At 43.3% G+C, this 24,836-nt stretch carries 23 protein-coding genes and 1 riboswitch; of the genes, 1 reads left to right on the top strand and 22 read right to left on the bottom strand.

Features of this window, described 5'->3' with window-relative positions:
- Positions 1-53: 53 nt before the first annotated feature.
- The 15 genes from rpe to MHH68_RS07635 all read right to left on the bottom strand — a co-directional run bounded on the left by rpe (position 54) and on the right by MHH68_RS07635 (position 16,763).
- Complete coding sequence (gene rpe / locus MHH68_RS07705) at positions 54-704, bottom strand: ribulose-phosphate 3-epimerase (RefSeq protein ID WP_058014015.1); 651 nt, start codon at positions 702-704, stop codon at positions 54-56.
- A 3-nt stretch (positions 705-707) separates the two neighbouring features.
- Positions 708-1,604 (bottom strand): ribosome small subunit-dependent GTPase A, encoded by an 897-nt coding sequence (gene rsgA / locus MHH68_RS07700; protein ID WP_339165700.1) that lies wholly within the window; start codon positions 1,602-1,604, stop codon positions 708-710.
- Between the two features lie 12 nt (positions 1,605-1,616).
- The gene (gene pknB / locus MHH68_RS07695) at positions 1,617-3,572 is read right to left on the bottom strand and encodes a Stk1 family PASTA domain-containing Ser/Thr kinase (RefSeq protein WP_339165699.1); all 1,956 of its coding nucleotides are present in this window, start codon (positions 3,570-3,572) and stop codon (positions 1,617-1,619) included.
- Positions 3,566-4,336 carry a Stp1/IreP family PP2C-type Ser/Thr phosphatase gene (locus MHH68_RS07690; protein WP_058014018.1) on the bottom strand — a complete coding sequence of 257 codons (771 nt, stop codon included), beginning with the start codon at positions 4,334-4,336 and terminating at the stop codon, positions 3,566-3,568. The genes pknB and MHH68_RS07690 overlap by 7 nt, the downstream gene beginning before the upstream one ends.
- A gap of 3 nt (positions 4,337-4,339) precedes the next feature.
- The gene (rlmN, locus tag MHH68_RS07685; protein ID WP_058014019.1) at positions 4,340-5,422 is read right to left on the bottom strand and encodes a 23S rRNA (adenine(2503)-C(2))-methyltransferase RlmN; all 1,083 of its coding nucleotides are present in this window, start codon (positions 5,420-5,422) and stop codon (positions 4,340-4,342) included.
- Positions 5,423-5,425: 3 nt separating this feature from the next.
- Positions 5,426-6,769, bottom strand: a complete 1,344-nt coding sequence (gene rsmB / locus MHH68_RS07680; RefSeq protein ID WP_058014020.1) for a 16S rRNA (cytosine(967)-C(5))-methyltransferase RsmB — start codon at positions 6,767-6,769, stop codon at positions 5,426-5,428.
- Positions 6,756-7,709: a methionyl-tRNA formyltransferase gene (gene fmt / locus MHH68_RS07675; RefSeq protein WP_339165698.1), complete on the bottom strand. Its 954-nt coding sequence runs from the start codon at positions 7,707-7,709 to the stop codon at positions 6,756-6,758. The genes rsmB and fmt overlap by 14 nt, the downstream gene beginning before the upstream one ends.
- Positions 7,710-7,714: 5 nt before the next feature.
- Positions 7,715-8,197 (bottom strand): peptide deformylase, encoded by a 483-nt coding sequence (gene def / locus MHH68_RS07670; protein WP_339165697.1) that lies wholly within the window; start codon positions 8,195-8,197, stop codon positions 7,715-7,717.
- 15 nt (positions 8,198-8,212) lie between these two features.
- A complete protein-coding gene (gene priA / locus MHH68_RS07665) occupies positions 8,213-10,621 on the bottom strand; it encodes a primosomal protein N' (RefSeq protein ID WP_339165696.1) in 2,409 nt (802 codons plus the stop codon).
- Complete coding sequence (gene coaBC, locus MHH68_RS07660) at positions 10,618-11,835, bottom strand: bifunctional phosphopantothenoylcysteine decarboxylase/phosphopantothenate--cysteine ligase CoaBC (RefSeq protein WP_339165695.1); 1,218 nt, start codon at positions 11,833-11,835, stop codon at positions 10,618-10,620. The genes priA and coaBC overlap by 4 nt, the downstream gene beginning before the upstream one ends.
- A 116-nt stretch (positions 11,836-11,951) precedes the next feature.
- A complete protein-coding gene (gene rpoZ, locus MHH68_RS07655; protein ID WP_003211647.1) occupies positions 11,952-12,155 on the bottom strand; it encodes a DNA-directed RNA polymerase subunit omega in 204 nt (67 codons plus the stop codon).
- 3 nt (positions 12,156-12,158) lie between these two features.
- Positions 12,159-12,773: a guanylate kinase gene (gene gmk, locus MHH68_RS07650; RefSeq protein WP_061407779.1), complete on the bottom strand. Its 615-nt coding sequence runs from the start codon at positions 12,771-12,773 to the stop codon at positions 12,159-12,161.
- Between the two features lie 9 nt (positions 12,774-12,782).
- Positions 12,783-13,052 (bottom strand): extracellular matrix/biofilm regulator RemA, encoded by a 270-nt coding sequence (gene remA / locus MHH68_RS07645; RefSeq protein WP_008344898.1) that lies wholly within the window; start codon positions 13,050-13,052, stop codon positions 12,783-12,785.
- 76 nt (positions 13,053-13,128) lie between these two features.
- Positions 13,129-14,004: a YicC/YloC family endoribonuclease gene (locus tag MHH68_RS07640; RefSeq protein ID WP_339165694.1), complete on the bottom strand. Its 876-nt coding sequence runs from the start codon at positions 14,002-14,004 to the stop codon at positions 13,129-13,131.
- A gap of 83 nt (positions 14,005-14,087) precedes the next feature.
- Positions 14,088-16,763: a calcium-translocating P-type ATPase, SERCA-type gene (locus MHH68_RS07635; protein WP_058014025.1), complete on the bottom strand. Its 2,676-nt coding sequence runs from the start codon at positions 16,761-16,763 to the stop codon at positions 14,088-14,090.
- A 164-nt stretch (positions 16,764-16,927) separates the two neighbouring features.
- Here MHH68_RS07635 and MHH68_RS07630 point away from each other — a divergent pair, with 164 nt between their 5' ends.
- Positions 16,928-18,637 carry an NFACT RNA binding domain-containing protein gene (locus MHH68_RS07630; protein WP_339165693.1) on the top strand — a complete coding sequence of 570 codons (1,710 nt, stop codon included), beginning with the start codon at positions 16,928-16,930 and terminating at the stop codon, positions 18,635-18,637.
- A gap of 30 nt (positions 18,638-18,667) precedes the next feature.
- Here the strand turns inward: MHH68_RS07630 and MHH68_RS07625 are convergent, their stop codons facing one another.
- The 7 genes from MHH68_RS07625 to MHH68_RS07595 form a co-directional block, all read right to left on the bottom strand.
- Positions 18,668-19,171 carry a bifunctional precorrin-2 dehydrogenase/sirohydrochlorin ferrochelatase gene (locus tag MHH68_RS07625; protein WP_144462075.1) on the bottom strand — a complete coding sequence of 168 codons (504 nt, stop codon included), beginning with the start codon at positions 19,169-19,171 and terminating at the stop codon, positions 18,668-18,670.
- Positions 19,152-19,937 carry a sirohydrochlorin chelatase gene (locus tag MHH68_RS07620; RefSeq protein ID WP_339165692.1) on the bottom strand — a complete coding sequence of 262 codons (786 nt, stop codon included), beginning with the start codon at positions 19,935-19,937 and terminating at the stop codon, positions 19,152-19,154. The genes MHH68_RS07625 and MHH68_RS07620 overlap by 20 nt, the downstream gene beginning before the upstream one ends.
- Before the next feature lie 74 nt (positions 19,938-20,011).
- Entirely contained in the window at positions 20,012-20,767 is a 756-nt protein-coding gene (cobA, locus tag MHH68_RS07615) for a uroporphyrinogen-III C-methyltransferase (RefSeq protein WP_058014029.1), read from the bottom strand.
- A gap of 29 nt (positions 20,768-20,796) precedes the next feature.
- A complete protein-coding gene (gene cysC / locus MHH68_RS07610) occupies positions 20,797-21,390 on the bottom strand; it encodes an adenylyl-sulfate kinase (RefSeq protein WP_003212173.1) in 594 nt (197 codons plus the stop codon).
- 14 nt (positions 21,391-21,404) lie between these two features.
- Positions 21,405-22,541, bottom strand: a complete 1,137-nt coding sequence (sat, locus tag MHH68_RS07605) for a sulfate adenylyltransferase (protein ID WP_058014030.1) — start codon at positions 22,539-22,541, stop codon at positions 21,405-21,407.
- Positions 22,542-22,596: 55 nt separating this feature from the next.
- Complete coding sequence (locus MHH68_RS07600; protein WP_058014031.1) at positions 22,597-23,661, bottom strand: inorganic phosphate transporter; 1,065 nt, start codon at positions 23,659-23,661, stop codon at positions 22,597-22,599.
- Positions 23,662-23,674: 13 nt separating this feature from the next.
- Positions 23,675-24,379 (bottom strand): phosphoadenylyl-sulfate reductase, encoded by a 705-nt coding sequence (locus MHH68_RS07595; RefSeq protein ID WP_339165691.1) that lies wholly within the window; start codon positions 24,377-24,379, stop codon positions 23,675-23,677.
- 246 nt (positions 24,380-24,625) lie between these two features.
- A riboswitch (SAM riboswitch) is annotated at positions 24,626-24,728 on the bottom strand.
- Between the last annotated feature and the right edge of the window lie 108 nt (positions 24,729-24,836).

The following is a 24,836-nucleotide window of genomic DNA, read 5'->3' as shown; positions in this document are numbered from 1 at the left end:
GCTCCTCTCCATGTAAAAAGAACCAAAGATCACAATGACTTTGGTTCCTTCCTTTACGCTTCTCGAATTGCCTGGATCGCTGCTGCGCGGTTGTCTTTACCGTATACCGCAGAGCCCGCTACAAGTAAATTAGCGCCTGCCTCTTTGCAGCTTTTTGCAGTCTCTACATTGACACCGCCGTCTATTTCTATCAGTAAATCGGTTAAGCCCTTTTGTTCACTCAGTGCTTTTACTTCTTTTACTTTCGTGAGGACAGATGGAATAAATGCCTGTCCCCCGAAACCAGGGTTCACTGTCATGAATAACACAAGGTCCACATCTTCTAATACATGCTCAATGTGAGAAACGGGTGTGTGCGGATTCAAGACGACCCCTGCTTTTACACCTTGTTCTTTCATATGTTGTATTGTTCGATGTAAGTGCGGACAAGCTTCCACATGTACAGAAATAATATCAGCGCCAGCTTTTGCGAATGCAGGAATATACCGATCTGGCTGCTCAATCATTAGGTGAACATCAAGCGGAAGACGCGTATGCGGTCTGATCGCTTCGACGACATTTGGCCCAAATGTCATATTCGGAACAAAATGACCATCCATGACATCAATATGAATGTAATCTGCACCGCCTTGTTCCACATCACGGATATCTTTCTCCAAATTGGCAAAATCTGCTGATAAAATGGAAGGTGCAATATAAACCATGATTTAGTACCTCGGCTTTCTATCTTTGATTTCTGTTAAAAACTCTAAATAATGCTGATAGCGATACTCTTTGATTTGATCATGCTCGACCGCATCTTTTATTGCACACCCAGGCTCTTTCACGTGCAGGCAGCCTCGAAATTTACAATCTGCACTTCGGTCTCTAATGTCTAAAAAGTATAGACCAAGATCTTCTGCTTCAATGCCAGTAAATTCGAGCGAGCTAAAGCCCGGAGTATCTGCAATGAGCCCGTCTGCTGTTCGAATGAGTTCGACATGTCTTGTCGTATGCTTTCCTCGTCCGAGATGGGATGAGATATGATCTGTTTTCAGCGCCAATTCAGGACTCATCGCATTTAAAAGTGAAGATTTGCCTACACCAGACTGACCGGCAAATACCGTGATTTTATGGTGAAAGTGCGGAGTCAGCTTCTCAATGCCGTCTCCTTCAATCGTAGAGGTTAAATGAACCTCATAGCCAATTTGCTGATAGTCGTCTGCATATGCCATGATCGTTTCACGCTCTTCGTCTGTTTTCAATAAGTCCATTTTAGTGATACAGATAATCGGCTCAATATGATTGGCTTCAACAAGCACTAAAAATCTGTCTAAGAGTGAGGTGCTAAAGGCTGGTTCTGCCGCTGAGAAAACAAGTACCGCTTGATCAACGTTACTGATAGGCGGACGAACAAGTTCGTTTGTCCGTTCTTTTACTTCTAATAAGTAGCCTTCTTTATCGTTGTCTGCTTGATACACGACGTAATCGCCAACAAGAGGTGTAATTTTGTTTTTTCGAAAAATGCCTCTCGCTCTGCACTGAACCACTTTTCCACTCTCTTGTGACTCATCCAGTACATAGTAGAATCCGCTTAATGCTTTAATAATTTTGCCCTCAGGCATAAAGTCCCTCCTTTATTCATCATCAGGGTATTCGATCGTTTTCGAGCTGACGACTTTATCATCAACCGTCACTTGATAATATCCTTTTTGACCTGGTTCAATCTTAAATTTAATGGTCCTTTCAGTCGGCGCAGTGATTTTAAAGCTTTCGTATGAATCAGAGATGCTATGCTCCGCATCATCAATGGAAATTTGGACATTCATCTCCTGTCCTTCCGCTTCTGGTTCATAAGGGATCGCAATCTTTTCGGTCACCGTTTTGGCTGGTTTTTCCTTCGGTCCAAGAGAGAATGTAATCTTGACCGTGTCACCTGGTTTAACAGCCGTTCCTGCTCCTGGTTCCTGCTTCATGACCTCGCCTTTTGGCACATCATCAGAATACGCTTCTTTTTCATCAAGCTTTAAGCCGTTATCCTCTAAATAATTCGATGCCGCTTGCTTACTATACGTCGTTAAATCACGTAATGTAATATCGGCAGGACCTATACTGACAGTCAAGGTGACTTCTTCATCTGCTGCTACAAGTTCAGTATTCGCGGAAGGACTCTGTTCCATGACAATCCCAGATTCGGTGTCATTGTCATTCACTTCCTCCACAACGACCTGTTTAAACCCTTTTTTCTCTAAGATTTCTTTTGCTTTATCGACCTTTTCGCCTGTCACATCAGGTAATTCGGTCTTTTCCTTGCCAGTACTTTCGTAAAGCTGAATCTCTGTTCCTTCTTTGACCTTTGTGCCGATTTTCGGATCTGTTTTGACGACGAGACCTTTTTCAATTTTCTCATCAGCGATCTCTATTGACTCCGAAGCGACGGTGAACCCAGCTTTCTTTAAGGTATCTTCTGCTTTTTCAACTGTCATGCCAGATACATCTGTGACTTCCACATCTTTTGGAAAAAGCAGCCCTGGAAACACAGTGATGGCTAAAATTGTCGCAGCAGTCAATATAAATAAGGTGGATGCCACAATCCATGGCCATTTTTTCCGTTTCCTTTTCGGCTTTTGTTTCTCTTTTTTCTTCGGTTTTTGAGCTGGATGGACGGCTGTTTTTTCATTGTCTTGATCGATTTGATGATCTTGAATAATTGGGATCGCTTTCGTTGCTTCATGGTCTTCTTCAATGACAAAGCGTTTTTCTTTTAATCTGGCTGGATCGAAAGCGGTTTTTAAGTCTTTTTGCATTTCAGATGCATCTTCATATCGATAAAATGGATCTTTGGCCATCGCCTTTAAAATGATGTTTTCCACGCTTTGTGGAACAGAAGGATTCCACCTTCTCACAGATGGCGGCTCTGATTGCAAATGCTTCAGTGCAACACTGACAGCCGATTCCCCTTCAAATGGCATGCGTCCTGAGATGAGTTCATAGAGCACAATCCCAAGCGAATAGATGTCTGACTTTTTCGTTGCAAGACCCCCGCGTGCTTGTTCTGGAGACAAGTAGTGCACGGAGCCTAGGACAGAATTTGTATGGGTAATGGTCGCTGAGCTGAGTGCCATGGCAATCCCAAAATCCGTGACTTTGATGTTCCCCATATTGTCTATTAATATATTGTGAGGCTTAATGTCACGGTGGACGAGCTGTTTCGCATGGGCTTCTTCCATCGCCGCAACGACTTGTTCCATGATGCGAACGGCTTCTTTCGGATGAAGCGGACCATTGGCGTGTATGTATTCCTTCAGCGTCATTCCCTCGACATATTCCATGACAATATAATAAATGTCATCTTCTTCCCCGACATCGTAGATGCTGACAATATTCGAATGATCTAAGCTTGCAGCTGACTGCGCTTCCCTTCGGAAACGTCTAATAAAATCATCATCGCTCGCAAAGTCAAACCGCAAAATTTTAATCGCTACTTCGCGATCTAAAATCATATCTTCCGCCAAATAGACGTTTGCCATTCCGCCTCCGCCTATGACGCGAAGAATCTGATAACGGCCGCTGATCCTTTTTCCGATCAACACTTGCTGTCACCCTCCTCTGGCTGGGAGGAGATTTCTAACAGTACTGCTGTAATGTTATCTTCACCGCCGTTGTCATTCGCTGTTTGTATTAACTCTGTTACTTTTTCCTCTGGTGCGGTTGTTTGCGTTAAAATATGAATCAAATGCTCTTCTTCTATTTTATTCGATAGACCATCTGAGCAAAGCAGAATTTGATCTCCTGGGTCCACTTCAAAGGTGCGCGCATCAATCTGAACACGCTTATCTGTTCCTAATGCTTTCGTGAGCACATTTTTTCTTGGATGATATTCTGCATCCGCTTTTGAAATTTCACCTGTTTTCACAAGCTCATTCACGAGTGAATGATCATCTGTTAATTGGGTCAGCGCTCCTTCTCTTAGCAGGTAGCAGCGGCTGTCTCCAATATGCGCAATTGTGACCGTTTGCAAATGAACGAGCGCACATACAATGGTCGTCCCCATTCCTTGGCACTCCTCATTGTTTTGCGCATGTTCATAAACTTGGTCATTAATGTCACTGATTTTTGAGATTAACCAGCTTTCTTGATCGGCTGGCTTTTCTGGAATTGAAGATATTTCTTCCCAGTATTCTTTTAAAGAAGAGACTGCCATCTTGCTGGCGACATCACCAGCAAGATGACCTCCCATGCCGTCTGCTACAACAGCGAGAAGTGAATCTTCTTTTGCTTCAAAAATACCTGCATCATCTTCATTATGCTGACGGACTTTTCCTGTATCGGTAAGAAAGGCTGCCCTTATCAACATTCGTCACCTCGTCTCTTCCTGACGCTCCTTCGCTCTTAGCTGACCGCAAGCAGCATCAATGTCATGGCCTTGCTCTCGTCTAATCGTTACGTTTACGCCGCGTTCTTTCAGCGTTTTTTCAAATAGGAAGATTTGTTCTCTAGGTGTTCTCACATAATCTCTCTCTGGTACATAGTTCACCGGAATAAGGTTCACGTGGCACTTGATTCCTTTTAATAGGTCTGCCAGTTCTTCTGCATGGTGAACTTGATCATTTACTCCGCCAAACAGGCCGTATTCAAAGCTGACACGTCTACCCGTCTTTTGAATGTAGTATTCGATGGCTTCCATTAATTTTGGCAGCTTATATGCCTTATTGATCGGCATTAGGCGGCTTCTGATCTCTGTGTTCGGTGCGTGCAATGACACAGCAAAGTTGATTTGCATTTGCTCATCAGCGAATTGATAGATCTTTGGAATGATTCCGCTTGTCGAAACCGTAATATGGCGTGCACCAATATTTAAGCCATTATCATGGTTGATGATTTTAAGGAAGGCAAGCATTTCTTCAAAGTTATCAAACGGTTCGCCAATTCCCATGATGACAACAGAGCTGACTCTCTCGTCTGTTTCGTCAAGTGCCTGCTGCACTTTTAATACTTGTGCAACGATTTCTCCGGCTTCAAGGTTTCGTTTTAAACCACCCAGTGTAGATGCACAGAATGTACAGCCAATTCGACAGCCAACCTGTGTTGTCACACAGACAGAGTTTCCATATTCGTGACGCATAAGCACTGTTTCAATTGTATAACCATCATGCAGTTCAAATAAAAACTTGATCGTTCCGTCCTGAGACGTTTGTTTGATCACAGTTTTTAAAGTTGTGATTGTAAATTGATCTTTTAACTTTTCTCTTAATTCTTTGGAGAGGTTAGACATTTCATCAAATGATGTCACACGTTTCTCATAGAGCCACTCAAAAATTTGAGCTGCGCGGAAAGGTTTTTCGTCTTGTTCTTTTAACCATTCTTTCATTTCGTGAAGCTCAAATGAATAGATCGATGGCATATCTGTTTTCAGTTCTTTTCTTACTTTTTGTTCTGTCATTTTTTATCCCTTCTTTCTCATGCTGCAAATAAAGAAACCATCTGTTCCGAAATAATGAGGAAGAATTTGCACACTTCCGTTTTGAACAAACGGAGCAACCTGCTCAGGCAGCCGTTCATTAAGAGATAGATCGGGTTCGAAGTCTTGGTGTTCTTGTAAAAACGCATGAATCACTTGTTGATTTTCTGTTGGGTCCATTGTACATGTACTATATACAAGGGTTCCGCCAGGCTTTAAAAGCGGAGCTGTTTCTTTTAAGATTGCCTGCTGAATTGCAGCAAGCCTTGCTGAGTCTTCTGGAGACTTTGTATATTTCATATCTGGTTTCCGTCTAATGACGCCAAAACCAGAACACGGCGCATCAATCAGAATCCGGTCAAATGAAGCTTCGCTGTAATCACCCTTTGCTTTCCTTGCATCAAGCGCTTTTGCTTCAATCTGAGTAAGGTTCAGACGTTTTGCTGCTTGTTTGATGAGTTTCACTTTATGTTCGTGCAAATCAAGTGAAACAATTTGTCCTTCGTCGTTCATACGCTCTGCGATATGTGTTGATTTTCCGCCTGGAGCCGCACAGGCGTCAAGCACAATTTCTCCCGGCTGAGGGTCTAGTGCTCTTGCGACAAGCATTGAGCTTTCATCTTGAATGGTCACATAGCCTTCTTGGAAAGAAGAGGTTGAAACGATGGACCCTTTCATCAGCTTAAGTGCATCTTCAGATAAGTCACCAAGCTCCGTTTCAATCCCGGCCTCCAGCAGCTCTTGCTGCAGTGCAGCGCGGTCCGTTTTCATTCGATTGACACGAAGGGTTTGCTTTGGCGGTACTAAATGAATACGGCACATGCTTTCTGCTGCTTCAAATCCGTATGACTGAACCCACTCCTGCACGAGCCATAATGGGTGGCTTGTCTCAATCGAAAGCCGCTTGACCGGATCTTCGATGGCATCAAAAGCCGGAACGCCTTCTCTTTGCACGGAACGAAGAACACCGTTCACAAGTGAAGAAATGCCCTTGTGCCCTCTCTTTTTCGTTAGCTCAACTGCTTCATGGATGGCTGCACGATCTGGAATTTTTTCAAGGTAGACCATTTGATAAAGAGACATCCGCAAAAGCTGCATGACCCAAGGAGCCACCTTTTGCGGTTTTTTCACAAACGGTGCCAGCATATAATCTAATGCCAGCTTGTTTTGCAGAGTACCGTACACAAGCTCTGTTAAGAGCGGTTTGTCCTGATCTGCCAAGTCTTTGTCTTTCATGACTGACTGCAAAAGCAAATTACTGTATGCTTGGTTTTGTTCGAGTTTGATTAAAGCGTCTAGCGCTACTTCTCTCACATTACTTTTCTTCATTCATTAACCCTAATTTCTGTCCAATTTCGATATTTGCGCCTCTTAGGAAGTCTTCGCCGCTCATCTTTTTCTTACCAGCTGGCTGTACACCTGTTAATAAAAGGCCTTGGTTATTCCCAGTTCCAATGACTGGACCTTCTTTTTGAAGCTCAATCACTTTCCCAGGTTCTTCTTGCGCTTCGAGTGGCACTTTTTTCGCTTCCCATACTTTTAGATGAGCCCCGTTCCATTCAGTATAGGCAACTGGCCACGGATTTAAGCCGCGAACTTGGTTGTAAAGCTCTTCTCCGGTCTTTGTCCAGTCTAACCTTTCCTGCTCTCGCTTTATATTAGGTGCATACGTTGCCGCTTCTTCATTTTGCGGAATTGGTGAAATAGATCCACTCAGAACATTCGGCACAGTATCTTTCAATAGTGCAGCGCCTGCTACACTTAATTTGTCATGCAATGTACCGACATTGTCTAATTCGTCGATTTCCACTTCTACTTTACTGATCATGTCTCCTGCATCAAGTCGTTCCACCATGTACATGATCGTAACGCCTGTTTTCTTTTTACCTTGAAGGATCGCATAATGGATCGGCGCGCCCCCTCTTAGTTCTGGCAGCAGCGAGGCATGCACATTGATACAGCCAAACTGAGGTTCATCCAGTAGTCGTTTTGGGAGGATTTGTCCAAAAGCCGCTGTCACAATTAAATCTGGTTTTAAGGCAAGCACTTTATCAATTTCTTCATCAAGGCGTACCTTTTCAGGCTGCAAGACCGGAATGCCATGCTTTAAGGCTTCCACTTTCACAGGAGGCGGAGTGAGTACTCGTTTTCTGCCTTTCGGGCGATCTGGCTGCGTGACGACCCCGACAACTTCGTATCCTTCTGTTATGAGTGTTTGTAGCACAGGTACTGAGAAATCAGGGGTTCCCATAAATACAATACGTGCCATTTTCTTCACCCTTCCATTTCCGCAAGTTCTTTTTCTGTATAAGTTTGAATGATTTTCGACGTAAATAATATGCCGTCTAAATGATCAATTTCGTGCAATAAGGCTCTTGCTAAAAATCCTTCTGCTTCTATTGTAAATGGTTTGCCTTTCTTATCAAAGGCTTTTACCTTCACATAGCTCGGTCTTTCTACTGTGCCGTATAAAGATGGAAAGCTCAGGCAGCCTTCAATATCAGTTTGACTTCCTTTTACTTCAAGAACCTCGGGATTCACTAAATCAATTCTGCCAGGTTCTACTCCGATATCGACAACAGCAATTCTTTGAGAAATGCCAATTTGTGGTGCTGCTAGTCCGACTCCATCTAGCTCAAGCATTGTATCATACATATCATCAAGCAGTTTTTTAAGCTTTTTATCGAACGTATCGACAGGCTCTGCCTTTTGTTCAAGTACGTCTGCCGGATGTATGACTATTGGTTTTACTGCCACTTAAAGCCCTCCGTTTTACATCATCATATATGGATTCATATCTATTGAAATCATCAATTGTTTTTGTTCCATTTCCTTTTGATAATGATCTTGTATTTTCCGTAGTAAACTTGCCAGTTCATTTTCCCTTTTGTATTTTATCACGCATTGATATCGATATCTATCTTTGATCTTAGCGATTGGTGATGCAGCCGGACCAAGGATCCTTGTATTCGGTGCACAGTTCATTTTTAGGAACTGAACAATTTGATCCGTAACATGCGCTGCCTTCGTCACTTCCTCATGTGATACTGTCACCATCGCCAAAAAGTAATACGGCGGATAGGACTGGTGACGGCGATGCAGCATCTCCTGTTCATAAAAGGCTTCATAGTCATGCTGCTTCGTTAATTCAATACTATAATGAGAAGGCGTATACGATTGAATGATCACAGAGCCTGCTTTTTCATGTCGTCCTGCCCTGCCGCTGACCTGCGTGAGAAGCTGAAATGTTTTTTCACTTGAACGGAAATCAGGGATATGAAGAGACGTATCGGCACTTAGAACACCAACAAGTGTGACATCGGGGAAATCCAGCCCTTTTGCAATCATCTGCGTCCCGAGCAAAATATCTGCTTCTTTATTGCCAAAAGATGTGAGGAGCTTTTCGTGAGCACCTTTACGAGACGTTGTATCCACATCCATTCGGATGACTCTTGCCTCTGGCAGTACTTTAGTCAGCTCTTCTTCTACACGCTGCGTACCCGTACCAAAATAGCGAATATGCTCACTATGGCATTCTGGACATTCAGCTGGCACCGGTGCCTCGTGCCCGCAATAATGGCATTTCAGCCGTTTTTGATAGCGGTGATAGGTGAGAGAAATTTCGCAATGAGGACATTGCTCGACATATCCGCAATCACGGCACATCACAAAGGATGAATAGCCCCTTTTATTCAGAAATAAGACGGCTTGTTCTTTTCTTTCAAGCACTTCCTTTAATCTGATCATTAATTCTTCTGAAAACATGGACCTGTTGCCATTTCTCAATTCTTCTCTCATATCAATTAACGAAACGTGCGGCAGCTGCTGCTGGTTGACTCGGTTTTTGAGCGTCAGCAATGTAAACACGCCTTTTTTGGCACGCGCGTAGGTTTCAAGTGAAGGGGTAGCACTGCCTAAAACGACTGGGCATCGATGCCTTCTGGCTCGTTCAATAGCGACGTCCTTGGCATGATAACGAGGCATTTCCTCTTGTTTATAAGAAGATTCATGCTCTTCATCTATGATAATCATGCCTAGATTTTCAAATGGTGCGAAAACAGCCGATCTCGCACCCACGACAAGCTTGACTTCCTTGCGGTGAATTTTCCGCCATTCATCATATTTTTCCCCTGTCGATAAGCCGCTGTGAAGTACAGCCACATTTGAACCGAACCGTTCTTTAAACCGCTGAACCATTTGAGGGGTTAACGAGATTTCTGGAACGAGGACGATCGCTTCTTTTCCTTTTTGCAGGGCATGATCAATCGTCTGCAAGTATATTTCCGTTTTACCGCTTCCTGTTACCCCGTGCAGCAGAAAAGTTTCATGACGGTCATCACTGACTGCTTGATGAATATGTTTTGCCGCTTCTCTTTGTTCTGGCATGAGGTCAAGTGAAGCAGAAGGTGTAAACGCCCGGTCACGATAAGGATCCCGGTAGACCTCTTCATAGCTTTCTGTTAGCAGCCCTTCTTGAATAAAGGTTTTAAGCGTTTGAGAACTCGCGCCTGTTTGCTGCTGCAAGTCTTTCGCTAAAAAGGTTGTCTCACTCGCTTGAAGCAAAAAGGAGAGCAATGCCTTTTGTTTCACCGCATTTTTCTTCAGCTGCTGCTGTTTTTCTTCAAGCTTATCTTTGGATACAGCTAGTTGGAGCGTGCGCACTTTTTTCTTTCCAGATTTTTGCGAGACGTGATACCTTACCTCTAAATAACCTTTTTGGACATGCTTTTGAATCTGTTTTAGTTGTTCGGCTGGGATGTCAGCATAAAGAATGCTATCTCGCTGACCGAAAAGCTCTTTCAATGACTGCGGAAGTTCTTCATCTGACAGCACTTGAATTTCTTTTTCATATTTCGCCTTCATGGCTGCAGGGAGCATCGATTGAAGTGCCGTAATGTGATAGGACAACGTTTTTTCCGTCAGCCAGTGGGAAAGCTCCAATAGCTCATCTGTCAGAACAGGTGACAAGTCAAATAAATCGACAATGTCCTTTATGCTTCCTGTTTTTACGTCTGTTTCTTCTTTGACTTTTGTCACAAACCCTTGAATCTTCCTCGGGCCAAAGGGAACGACCACCCTCATTCCCGCTTTGACGAGATCTTTGAAGCGATCTGGTACACGGTAATCGAATGGCCGGTCAATGGCTTTCGTTGTGACATCTACGATGACTTCAGCAATCATTCTCGATCACACTCTTTTGGCAACAGCTGTTTTGCCTCCTTTAAGATTTCAAAAGCGAGGTCTTTTTTGCTCATCATCGGCAATTCTGTTGTTGTACCATCTGCTTTGATGATGGCTGCTACATTTGTGTCTGTGCCAAAGCCTGCACCTTCTTTTGTGACATTGTTTGCCACAATCATATCTAAATGCTTGGATTCGATTTTCTTTTTCGCATAATATTCTACATCCTGCGTTTCAGCTGCAAAACCGACAAGGACTTGATGCTCTTTTCTTTTCCCCAGCTCTTTTAAAATATCTTTTGTCCGGGTGAATTCAATCTCTAAGGCGCCGTCCTGTTTTTTCATTTTATGAGAATATGAGGTCACAGGGGTATAGTCGGCGACTGCTGCTGATTTAATGACAAGGTCCGCTTCCTCGTACACAGCTAATGCGGCTTGATACATGTCCTCTGCCGATTCAACGTGCACCACATGTACATGATCAGGTGCATTTAAAGAAACAGGTCCTGAAATAAGCGTGACATCTGCCCCCATCTGCTGCGCAGCCTCTGCAATCGCATAGCCCATTTTTCCTGACGATCGATTTGTAAAGAAACGCACAGGATCGATGACTTCTCGTGTAGGACCTGCTGTCACCACAACTTTTTTGCCTGAAAGCGGTAAGCTTTTTGGCTCTTCAAAAAATGCACGGATGTGCTCAACAATTTTTTCAGGCTCCTCTAATCGTCCTTTTCCAATGTAGCCACAGGCTAAATAACCTTCACTCGGCTCAATAAACCGGTAGCCGTCCTCATATAATGTGCGGATGTTCCGCTTTACAGCCGGGTGATCATACATATGCACATTCATAGCTGGTGCGATCCATACAGGAGCCGTTGAAGCAAGTAAGGTCGTCGTGAGCATATCATCTGCAAGCCCAGCGGCCATTTTACCAATCGTATGTGCTGTTGCAGGGGCAACTAGAATGAGATCGGCCCAGTCAGCTACATCAATATGCGCTATGACTTTTGGATTGTTTTCTTTAAATGTATCCACATACACCTCATGTCGAGACAGAGCTTGGAAGGTAAGCGGAGACACAAACTCACGAGCAGATTCCGTCATAATGACTCTTACATTTGCGCCTGCCTGTACGAGTTTACTAGTAAGTGCAGCTGCTTTATATACGGCGATTCCTCCGCTGACGCCGAGCAAAATATTTTTTGACTGTAACATTAGTTTGTCCCCCTTAACGGCCTTTTCACAAATTCGTCTACAATTCAAAAAAGTCAAAACCAATCATAGTTTTGACTTTTTTGAACGTATCGTATCTGCATAGCAGAAGCGATGTGTTATTCTTGATCCTCTTTTTCAAATGTCAAAAGACCGGCATCAATTTCTTCAAGTGCTTTGCCTACAAATTTGTAAGACTTCGTATTTTCGATTTGCTGATCTTGATGGATCTGCATTTCACGTGCACGGCGTGCAGACACTGTCACAAGTGTGTATTTTGAATCAAGTTTATTCATCAATGAGTCAATTGAAGGATCTAACATAATTTATTCTACCCCCAGCATTTTTTTATATCTTGGTGCGACTCTGTCTCTGCGCAGGTGTTCTGCAAGGACGATCGCTTTGATTCTTTCACAAGCAAGCTCGACATCATCGTTTTCCACGACATAGTCGTAAGCATCCATCATTTCAATCTCTTCTTTTGCAGCAGCCATTCGATTTCGAATAAGCTCCTCAGACTCTGTACCACGCGTAATGATGCGGTTCTGAAGTTCTGAAAGACTAGGCGGTGCAAGGAAAATAAAAAGACCTTCTGGGAATGCTTCTCTTACTTGAAGTGCACCTTGCACTTCGATTTCAAGGAAAACATCTTTTCCTTCGCTTAATGTCTGTTCTACATAGTCAACAGGCGTGCCGTAGTAATTCCCGACATACTCTGCCCATTCTAACAGCTTTTTATTTTCAATCATATGTTCAAATTCTTCCCTGGATTTAAAGAAATAATCGACACCATTTTTTTCACCTTCACGCGGTTTGCGTGTTGTCACAGAAATAGAGTATTCAAATTTCGTATCTTCCTGGGAGAAAATGGCTTGTCTGACCGTTCCTTTTCCAACTCCCGAAGGTCCAGAGAGAACGATTAAAAGTCCTCTTTCTTTCATAATGGCGTATTACCCCTGCCCTTCATCTATGATTTCTTCTTTTACAGAAAGTCTTTGCGCGACAGTCTCAGGCTGAACGGCAGATAAGATGACATGGTCACTGTCCATAATGACAACAGCACGGGTTCTTCTTCCGTATGTAGCATCTATGAGCATGCCTCGATCTCTTGCGTCTTGTATCATTCGTTTAATCGGTGCTGATTCCGGACTGACGATCGAAATCATCCGATTCGCTGAAATGATGTTTCCAAATCCGATATTGATCAACTTTATGGTCATCTTCTAACGTCCCCCTGTATTATAAACGTCTCTAGTCTCGCCGAAAGAGACGTACTGTAAACAGCATACACAATGACTATTCTATATTTTGCACTTGTTCTTTTATTTTTTCAATAGCACTTTTCATTTCAACCACCAGCTTAGTTAAATGATGATGGTTCGCTTTTGAGCCAATGGTGTTCACTTCACGGTTGAGCTCCTGTACAAGAAAATCAAGTTTTCTGCCAGCAGCACCGCCTTGCATCAAGATTTGCTGGAATTGCTGAAAGTGACTTTTCAATCTTGTAATCTCTTCTGTAATGTCACAGCGGTCAGCAAAGATCGCAGCCTCTGTTGTCAATCTGCTTTCGTCAAGCGCCTCTCCGATCCATTCTTGCAATCGCTGATTGAGCCTGTCTTTATACTGACTCACAACCTCTGGTGCAAAGACTTTGATTTCTTCTGTGTAAACCTCTAATTCAGAAAGCCTCAGCTCACAGTCTTTTTGAAGTGATGTTCCCTCCTGCTCTCTCATGAAGCAAAGCTCTTTGACAGCCGTTTCACAAGCTTCCATCAGCAATTGCTCTAATTGCTCATTTCGGCTGGACGATTCTTCTACTTGAACGGCATGCTCCAGCCCCAGTAAGTCATGTGCATGCTGAATGCCTGAAATGTGATAGCGTTTCTCGAGATCTTTTGCGGCTTTCATGTATTCATCGAGCAGCGGCCAGTCAATCTGCAAGGACCGGCTTGCTAGTTTACCGCCTTCAATCGTAACAAACAGCTCAATTCTACCGCGCTGCACGTGACGAAGAATGATTTTTTTCAATGTGTCTTCGAAATATAAAAGCGGCCTCGGCAAACGGGCATGAACCTCTTTAAAACGGTGATTGACCGATTTTAGCTCAACTGACACTGTCAGTTCTCCATCCGTTTTACTCGCTTGGCCGAATCCCGTCATACTGCGTATCATGTCAAAACACCCAATTCTTTCATATTAATAAAATGAAAAAGGTAATAGCAGACACTATTACCTCAAAATTATACCATAACGAATTATTTTTTTCTTGTCAAAAGTGATCCTGCCAGTAAAAAAGTTGGCAGTGCAGACATACCGATGATCAGCAGCCAATCAATTGGTGCAATCGCCACCGTTTTGAAAATTGGCTGAAGCGGCGGATAATAAATGACCACAAACATCAATAAAAGTGATGACAAAACCGCGCCGATCAAGTAGAGATTACCGAATGGATTGCGCTCAAAGATGGATCGTTCACTGCGGCAGTCAAATACATGAATGAGCTGCGCCAACACAAGCGTACTAAATGCAACAGTCTGCGCATATGGCAGGTTGTTTGGATCACGGTGATACACAAACATAAATGCTAAAAGGGTCGCAAGTCCAATGAGGAACCCCCTAGATACAACCTTCCATCCAAGTCCTCTAGCAAAAATCCCCTCTTTCATATTCCTCGGCTTTCTTTTCATGACATCGCCTTCTGGCTTATCCATGCCAAGCGCCATCGCCGGGAGACCATCTGTGACAAGGTTGACCCATAAAATTTGAATAGGAACGAGTGGAAGCGGAAGCGCTAGAAGCATCGCAAACAGCATAACCAAAATTTCCCCCACATTTGATGCCAGCAAATAACGGACAAATTTACGAATGTTTTCATAAATATTCCGGCCTTCTTTAATGGCCGATTTAATGGTTGCAAAGTTGTCATCAAGTAAAATAAGAGAGGAAGCTTCCTTGGCGACATCTGTTCCAGTGATACCCATAGAGATACCGATATCTGCTTGCTTAATTGCAGGCGCATCATTAACCCCGTCACCTGTCATCGCTACAATATGTCCATTTTTTTGATAGGCCTTCACAATTCTCAGCTTATGTTCCGGTGATACCCGTGCAAAAACGTATACATTTTCAGCCGTTTGCTCAAGCTCTTTGTCACTCATGTGATCTAGCGCTTTTCCGTCGAGCACCTTTCCTTGCTTTGGTAAAAGACTCAAGTCTTTCGCAATCGCTTTGGCTGTTTCCACGTGATCCCCTGTAATCATGACTGTTTTTATGCCCGCATCCCTGCACTCTTTAATCGCTCGCCTCACTTCAGGACGAGGCGGATCGATCATGCCCTCTAACCCAATAAATGTTAAATCAGTTTCAGCCTGCTGGACAGTGTTGATTGTTTCGGTCAGCCCAACTTTTTTATACGCAATGGCAATCGTTCTCAGCGCCTGCCTTGCTAAACCTTGAATCGCAGCCTCTGTTTCTTGCCTGTGAGTGGTTGAAAATGAAGCTGTGCGGCCGCCGTGCATGATATGGCTTGAACGGTTCATCAGGACATCCGGCGCACCTTTTGCAATGACGTACCGCTCTTTTTGATTCGTTTCGACGACGACTGACATCATCTTTCTTTCTGAATCAAAAGGAAACTCTTCTACTACGTGAAATCCTGCTTCGATGAATTGCTCTGTAAAACCCGCTTTACGTGCTGCGGTGAGAAGTGCCCCCTCTGTCGGATCACCATCAAGCCTCATTTCGCCATCTTTTTCAACGATGGTCGATGTATTACAAAGCGCCCCGTATAATAACACCTTTTGCAAGCTTGGATGTTTGTCTACATGGACAAGTTCTCCGTTCAAGGTGAAATCACCAGATGGCTCATAGCCCGTACCAGAAATATTCCACGTTTTGCCCTCTGCCCATACATGGGTCACAGTCATTTTATTTTGCGTCATCGTTCCTGTTTTATCTGAACAAATGATCGACGCGCAGCCAAGTGTCTCCACCGCCGGGAGCTTTCTGACAATCGATTTTTGTTTGATCATCCGCTGCACTCCTAAGGAAAGTGCGACGGTGACAATCGCCGGCAGGCCTTCAGGAATGGCAGCAACCGCAAGTGATACTCCCGCGAGGAACATATGATACAAATCATGTCCTTGCACAACACCAAGAACCACAACAAGCACCGTTAAAAATAAAGCAGCCACAATGAGGATTTTCCCCAGCTGTTCGAGACGTCTTTGCAGCGGTGTTTCCATATTCCCTGCTGCATCCAGCATGCCGGCAATTTGTCCCATCGCTGTATTCATTCCTGTCCCAATGACAACGCCCACGCCGCTTCCTCTAGTGACAAGCGTCCCCATAAAGGCCATGTTCGTCAAATCTCCAAGCGAGACATGATTGCTAGAAAGAGGACTTGCGTGTTTGACTGCTGGGATGGATTCGCCAGTGAGAGCAGACTCCTCGATTTCCAGGCTCTTTGTTTCTAGTAATCTAATATCTGCCCCAATCCGGTCTCCGCTTGAAAATTTCACAATATCCCCTGGCACGAGATGTTTAGACGGGATCTTGATCCATTCATTATTTCTCCTTGCATACACGTGCGGGGTTGATAATTCCTTTAGCGCTTGAAGGGATTTTTCCGCCCGTCGTTCTTGATAAAAGCCAAGCACTCCATTAATGAGAACAATCGCTACAATGGCTACTGCATCAATGTATTCGCCCAGAAAAGCAGAAATGATCGTTGCTGCAAGCAAGATTAACACCATAAAGTCTTTAAATTGCGCTAAAAAAATAATCAGAGCCGATGCCTTTTTCCCTTCCTGCAATTCGTTTGGCCCGTGTTTTTCAAGCCGTTTTTGTACATCTTTTTCTGACAGTCCGTCACCTATCGATGTATTCATTGTTTTTAATAAATCGGTTTGGTTCAGTTCATGCCAATTCATTTGACCTCGTCCACTCCTCTTTTGTTCTCTCTCATATGCAGTGTTCTATAAGCCAGTTTATTCAGACTCGTCCTAAATCATGCTATAATAATAAGACTGCCTAAAGAACGAGAAATGGAAGGTTCTTTCAGTAGATTTGTGTGAAAGAAGAGGGTGTATCCAACATGTCATTTGACGGCATTTTTACATATGGTATGACAAATGAATTGCAAGAGACATTAACTGGCGGTAGAATTTCAAAAATTCATCAGCCATATAAACACGAGTTAATTTTTCATATCCGGGCAAACGGAAAGAATCATAAGCTTCTTTTATCCGCTCACCCGAGCTACGCTAGAGTGCAGCTCACAGAGCAGCAATATGACAATCCAAGCGAACCTCCAATGTTTTGTATGCTCCTTAGAAAGCATCTTGAGGGCGGATTTATTGAGCGTTTTGAACAAATTGGATTTGACCGGGTGATCGTACTTCATGTACGAAGCCGCAATGAAATTGGCGACGAACAGACTCGAAAGCTCTACATTGAAATTATGGGAAGGCATAGTAATTTGATTCTTGTCGAAGATGACACGCAGCAGATCATCGATGGCCTGAAGCATCTTTCTCCATCTGTAAATAGCTATCGAACAGTGCTTCCTGGTCACGAATATCTTTTGCCACCTGCGCAGCAAAAATTAAATCCGTTTGCAGTAACGAAGGACGATATTTTAAAGCATTTACGCTTTCAAGAAGGAATGATCGCAAAGCAAATTGTCGATACATTCTCTGGGGTTTCTCCGCTGTTTGCAAAGGAAGCTGTATACAGGGCCGGTCTAGCCAATCAGGAAACAATTCCAAATACACTGCTCGACATGTTCCAGCTTATTCGCATGCATTCCTTTACCCCGCAGCTCACAAGAAAAGACGGAAAAGAATATTTCTATTTATTAGAACTGCATCATGTCGATGGTGAAATGAAAACATTCGACTCTCTCAGCAAGCTGCTTGACCGCTTTTATTTCGGCAAAGCTGAAAGAGACAGAGTGAAACAACAAGCGTCTGACCTTGAACGGTTTGTCGTAAATGAAAAAAAGAAAAATGAAAACAAACTCAAAAAACTGAACAGAACCCTTGAAGAATCTCAAAATGCTCATAAATACCAGCTCTATGGCGAATTGCTAACAGCCAATTTATATGCCATCAAAAAAGGGGATAAAGAAGCAACTGTCATCAATTATTACGATGAAGATGGCGGAGAGGTTACGATACCGCTGAAAACAAACAAAACCCCTTCTGAAAATGCGCAAGCATATTTCACAAAATATCAAAAGGCAAAAAATGCAATAGAAGCGGTCAATGAACAAATTGAACGGACACATGAAGAGATTGCTTATTTTGATGAGTTGATTCAGCAGCTGTCCTCTGCCTCACCGAAGGATTTAGAGGAAATGAGAGAAGAGCTTGTTGAGGGGAAATATTTACGCGCCAAACAAAAGCGCAACGCCAAAAAGAAAAAAACGTCGGCCATTCAGCTTGAAACGTATGAATCGTCTCAAGGTATTCCGATTTTAGTCGGAAAAAACAACAAACAAAACGAGTATTTAACCACAAAGGCAGCCGCCCGTGACGACATTTGGCTGCACACGAAAGATATTCCTGGATCACATGTCGTCATCCGTCATCAAACGCCTGATGAACAGACGCTGCTTGAAGCGGCTCAAATCGCTGCCTACTTCTCGAAAGCAAAAGAGTCGAGCTCCGTTCCTGTCGATTACACGAAAATCCGGCATGTGAAAAAACCAAATGGAGCCAAGCCCGGATTTGTGACGTATGATCAACAGCAAACATTATTTGTCACGCCTGACGAAGATGTCGTTCTAAAGCTGCGAAAATAATAAAAGCCGATAAAATCTTTTAAAGAGATTTTATCGGCTTTTTCTTTGTTGTTTTTTTCTTTCGATATAGAGAGCATCAAGTGCATCTACATCTTCTTGTTCAAGCAATGTCTCAATTTCCGCAGCCAGTTGTTTTGTCCGGGCTGGGCTCGCACCGCTTGTAGAGACTGAAATCGTCACTTTTCCTGCTTTGACCACCTTTGGCACGATCACATTGCCAAGCTCTGATTGGCTCACACAATTCACAAGCTGATGAGGTCGTGCTGTTTGGGCAATCCATTCATTTACCGCTGGATCGTTTGTAGCAGCGACAATGAAAAATGCATCCTCTACATCTTCAGCCTCCACTTTCTTTTCTTTCCAATGCAGGTTGTATGTATCAATGAGACGTGCCATCTCTTTAGAAATGTCAGGACTCACGATGGTGATATGGCAAGGCTCTATGCATAGCGCCTCTGCCCTTCTTGCAGCTATTTTTCCACCGCCGGCGATGAGCACTTGTTGATTGGTTAAATCAAGATGGACTGGAAGCATGGCTTACTCCTTGGAAATGAAACACATCATCTTTGTTTAAAATGGTTTCTTTAACGCGTTCAATATAAGCTGCTTTTACATGCGGATGAAAGCCAATATACCGGCATACCCGGACATCTTTCAGCCTCTCTCTCGCCTGAGCGGCTTCATTTTCAATCTCTTTCATTAAAATACCCGTAAACAACAAGTAGGGAACGAGATAAACAGGTGTATCATCATTTGCTGTTAATTTCGCAAGAACATCTCGGTAATTTGGCTCACATGCCGTAATAAAACATGGTAAGACCTCTGCGAGAGGAAGCAGCCGCCGGACATCGTCCGCAATGCCAAACACATCTCGCTTCACATCTGGATCAGAGCTTCCACGGCCAATTAAAAGAATCCGTGCTTTCCCGCCTTGATATCCTGCTTCTTCAATTCTTGCAGCAACTGCTTTTGTCACTTCTTGATTGACCCCAATTGGTTTCCCGTAGGTGACCTTCACTTGCGGGTATCGTTTTTGTACTTTCTCAATCTCAACTGGAATATCCGACTTAGCATGCATTGCAGTTAAAAGGAGGAGCGGGATGATCGCAATGTGTGTAGCTCCTTTTTTCACACAGGCTTCAAAACCTTCCTCTATAGAAGGGGCTGTCAGTTCTAAAAAACAAATTTCTTGTATTTCGGCTTCTACTAACGGCATACAGCTTTTCATAAAAGAAATGGCTTTATCTTGTGCTTCTTTTACCCTGCTTCCATGCCCAACATAAAGTACAGCTTGTTTCATGTGACTCCTCCTTCTTACTTGTTTTGTTCAGACGAAAAGACACGATCAATGCACGTGTCTTTTCTCTAACATTCTCAATTCTCAATGAGAGCCGGTTCAAACCAGTTCAGCTTTTGGTGAAAATGAACGACATCTCCAACAACTATTAAGCTTGGATGCTCGATACCTTCTTTTTCAACGGTTTCAGACAGTGTCGCCACAGTGCAGCAAGTCGTCTTTTGCCTTGTCGTGGTTCCCCAGTGTATAAACGCTGCTGGCGTTTCAGGATCGCGTCCATTTTTTATCAGAAGCTGCTGCACTCTTTCTACGTTTTTGACGCCCATGTAAATCACAAGGGTATCAATCCCCGTAGCTAGTGCCTCCCACTTTTCTTCAAAATGCTCATCCTTTTGATAATGACCTGTGACAAACGCAACATTCGAGCTGAATTCACGGTGCGTCACGGGAATGCCTGCATAAGCAGCTGCTGCAATACCAGAGGTAATTCCCGGGACAACTTCATATGGAATTCCGTGCTCAGCTAAGCATTCGATTTCTTCACCGCCGCGTCCAAATACAAAGGGGTCGCCGCCTTTCAGCCGGACGACCACATTCCCTTCCTTTGCATGGGTGACAAGAGCTTCATTGATGGCTTCCTGTCTCATCGTATGATGATTCGGGAGCTTGCCGCAATAAATTAATTCCGCCTCGGGTTTGGCGTGGGCGAGAATTTCTTGATTGACAAGACGATCATATAAAATGACATCTGCCTGCTGTATTGCCTTATGGGCTTTTAATGTGATTAAGTCTGGATCTCCAGGTCCAGCCCCCACAATGTATACTTTCCCCATCGTGCTTTTCTCCCCCTGCCATCAGGCGATTATTTCGCTTTTCCTTTTACATAATCAACAAGACGCTGTTTGGACTCTTCACGCGATAATTCACCTGTATCTAGAACAAGCTCAGGTGCTGCCGGCTCTTCATATGGCGAATCAATTCCGGTAAAAAATGGAATTTCTCCATTTCTAGCTTTTTTATATAACCCCTTTGGGTCACGCTCTTCGCATACATTCAGATCACATTTCACAAACACTTCGTGAAACTCTCCCGCTTCAACTAACTGTCTGACAATGCGGCGGTCTTCTTGAAATGGTGAAATAAAAGCCGTGATGACAATCGTTCCTTGCTCAACAAATAATTTCGCCACTTCTCCAATACGGCGGATGTTCTCTTTTCTGTCATCATCTGAAAACCCTAAATCTTTATTCAGACCATGCCGCACATTATCGCCATCAAGAACAGTGACTTGATAACCTTGTTCAAACAGCTCTCTAGCCGCTGCATTTGCGATTGTTGATTTACCTGACCCACTTAGACCTGTGAGCCAAATAATGCCGCTTTTATGATTGTTTTTCTGTTGATATTCTTTTTTTGTAATAGATGAATCATGCCACACGATATGTTCGTTGCTCATGTCATACCCTCCCATTAAGATACCGTCGTTTTTAATCCTTCGATTAATGTTTCAATGACCTCTTTTCGGCTGAACGTGCTTGGCGGTAATTCTCCGTTTCTGAGCATCGTTCGAACCTTTGTACCTGAAAGAATGACATGCTCGCTTTTATCGTGAGGACATGTTTTTGGCGTTGCCATTGCTTCACATGTATTACAGTAGAAGCTATGTTCAAATTTTAACGGGGTAATACCAATTTCTTCGCTTGTAAATTGTTCAAATAACTCCTGCGCCTCATATGTGCCGTAATAATCACCAACACCTGCATGATCTCTTCCGACAATAAAGTGAGTACATCCGTAATTTTTACGGACAAGCGCGTGAAAGATTGCTTCCTTTGGTCCAGCATAACGCATTGCTGCAGGAAAAACACCTAAAAAGACGCGATCCTTAGGGTAATAACCGTTCAATAACACTTGGTAGCTTTTCATTCTCACGTCTGCCGGAATATCGTCTGATTTTGTTTCACCGACAAGTGGATTTAAAAACAAACCATCGACGGTTTCAAGTGCTGTCTTTTGAATATATTCATGGGCACGGTGAACAGGGTTTCTCGTTTGGAAACCAACAATCGTTTTCCAGCCGTTCTCTTTAAAATGACGTCTTGTTTCTTCCGGCTCATACGTAAATTGAGGGAATGGTTTTTCGCTGCGTTTCGTCAGTGTGATTTTACCACCAATGTATGTGTCACCGCGTTCAAATAATTTTTTCACACCTGGATGATTGCGGTCATCAGTTTTATACACATTCACCGCTTCTTTTTCCTTATCTGGTGTGTATTGATCCTCTACTTCAATCACGCCATATACAGTTCCATTATACGATAGACGCACAATATCGCCTTGATGGATTTCCCCTGCCTTTTCCTTTGTCACTGGCAATGTAATAGGAAGAGACCAAACGACACCACTTGCTAGCCGCATACTGCTCACAACAGATTCATAATCAGCTTTTGTTAAAAACCCTTCAATTGGACTATACCCACCAATTGCTATGAGTTCAAGGTCTGCAAAAGAGATAGCATCTAGTTCAATTTCCTTTGCAGCCGTGCTGAGATCATATTCTTCATTTACTCGATTAATTAATACGCCACCATGTGGTGTTAAACTCATTTGTATCTTCCTCTCAATGTTCATATTTAGTAGATGTTAATAGTCGGATTTAACATTAAATCCCGCCGCCCTGTTCATGAATCGAGCTGCTTTCATTTTTGACTGCCTTCATCAAACTTAGCGCACCAAGTGAGGCAAGCAGTACACTCATCATGATAAAAATAGAGTAATAGTCACCTTTTAAGAAAAGGCTCACTAGCAAATACGATAGACTAAGTGATAAAAAGGGTGATACTACCCACACTTTCAGCATTTTTTTCACCACATGTTTATGAAAAATATTAGGTCCACCTTTTGCCATGCCAAGTCCAATGATAGACGAGGAGGTGATTTGGGTAAGTGGAACTGGCAGCCCAAAAATAGAGCTGACGATGACAAGTCCAGCACCGGTACCGGAAAGCAATATCCCTTCGCCCGTTTGATAGCGGGTGATTTTCTTTCCGTTTGTTTCCAGCACCCTTCTTCCTAATAAAAGAGCACCCAGTGCAACGAAAAGTCCGCCGTAAAGCGTTCCTTGCCCAACGGATAAAATGCCTGAAGCAACAAGGGGGCCTACAGCATTTGCGACATTGTTCATCCCAGCAGAAAATGCTTCTAGAAATCCACTGATGATCAAAATAATCGATAAAATCAAAGTGCCTTTTTTTGAAAAGGTTCGTTTCGGGAACATTCTGATGATTTTGACTACAATGAATGTAAAAAGAAAAGCAACAATAGGAATGATGACCCAAAAGGACACGATGACTAAAATGGATTTCACATACAATACTTTATAAGCGACCGCCACTCCAACGACAGCACCTACTGTCACCTCACTCGTTGATAAAGGGATAGCCATCAAATTCGCTATAAAGAGCGATAAAGCAGCAGAACCAATAATAATACATACAATTTCAAGTGTAATGACAGATTCAGGCATAATGCCAGAGCTGATGGTTTTGACGACCTCACCGCCGCCAATGACTGAACCTGCTAAAATCCCAACTGCACATACACTGAGTGCATAGATCGGCTTTCGAATCGCACCTGATCCGTATGCGATGCCCATTGAAGCAGCTGCACCACTAGCGCCAATGTTTAGCGCGAAAAATAAACTAAATAAAATTGCGGCAATTTCCATACATTAGGCTCCCTTACTCATGTAATCCGCACTCAGTCTTAGCTGTGCCTGACCATCTGCCAGACCGCAGATCCTCGGCAGTAAATGCTGGCTGTGTACACGGCGCACAGCCGATACTTGGATATCCTTGATCATGCAGCGGATTATAAGTAAGTTCCTCTCTAGATGCATATCTCCATATGTCCTTCCACGTCCAGTGGATAAGCGGACATACTTTCACTGATTTGAATTTTTCATCCTTATTTAAAAAGTTCGTCCCTGCTCGCTTAGGTGACTGCTCTCTTCTTAAGCCAGAAAGCCATGCCGGATAGCCTGATAATGCTTCTTGCAAAGGAATGACCTTACGCATATGGCAGCAGCTTTGAGGGTCCGTTTTCCATAGTTGATCACCATGCTGCTCGTTTTGCTCCTCAACCGTCAGCTCAGGGGTTTTCAGCACAATATCTAAACCTGGGTATCTTTCCTTTACCGCATCAATTGTGTCATACGTTTCCTTAAAATGCAGACCTGTATCTAAAAAGACAATTCTTGCATCCTTTTTTACTTTCGCAATCAAATCAATGAGGACGATGCCTTCAATACCAAAACTACATGCATAAACGAGCTGATCACCACCATAATGACCGTATGCCCATTTCAGCACAGATAAGGCCCCTTTATACAAATCGTCTTCTTGAAATGTAATGGACGGCTCTTGCCAATTCTCATAAGTTAACATTGTTTCTCCCCTTCCGGAGTATCACTACTCTCCGCACTACGTCAACTGAATTTTTTCTGTCTACTTCCACTTGAATCACTTGACCGTCCTGAACAATCAGTGTAACTAAACTGAATCATATCCCCAACCAGTTTCTGCATAGGCTTCAATTAAGTCTTCACCCTGCTTTTGCTCTCACTTCCTCCTCACCGTTAAAATAAAAAAACTCCCTTTCAGTCCGAAAGAAAGATGAGGAAGCTCACGATTTCCTTATCTTTCAAAATAGAATCATTTTGCAGGATGTAGCACCTTGCAAATCGCAGGTTGCCGGGCTTCATCGGGCCAGTCCCTCCACCTCTCTGGATAAGTGTTTTAATTTGTCTTAAATATTAACACAATTCAAACAAAAGTCAACCCGACTTTATTGATAGGATTAGTTTTTATTTAAATTTGAGTCTATTTTACTATTTTCACCAAA

It is taken from the genome of Bacillus sp. FSL K6-2841 (assembly GCF_037976435.1).
In the GTDB taxonomy this organism is placed as follows: Bacteria; Bacillota; Bacilli; order Bacillales; family Bacillaceae; genus Bacillus; species Bacillus pumilus.
Note: the sequence above shows the minus strand (reverse complement) of the source record. Positions and strands in the feature narration are given on the sequence as shown.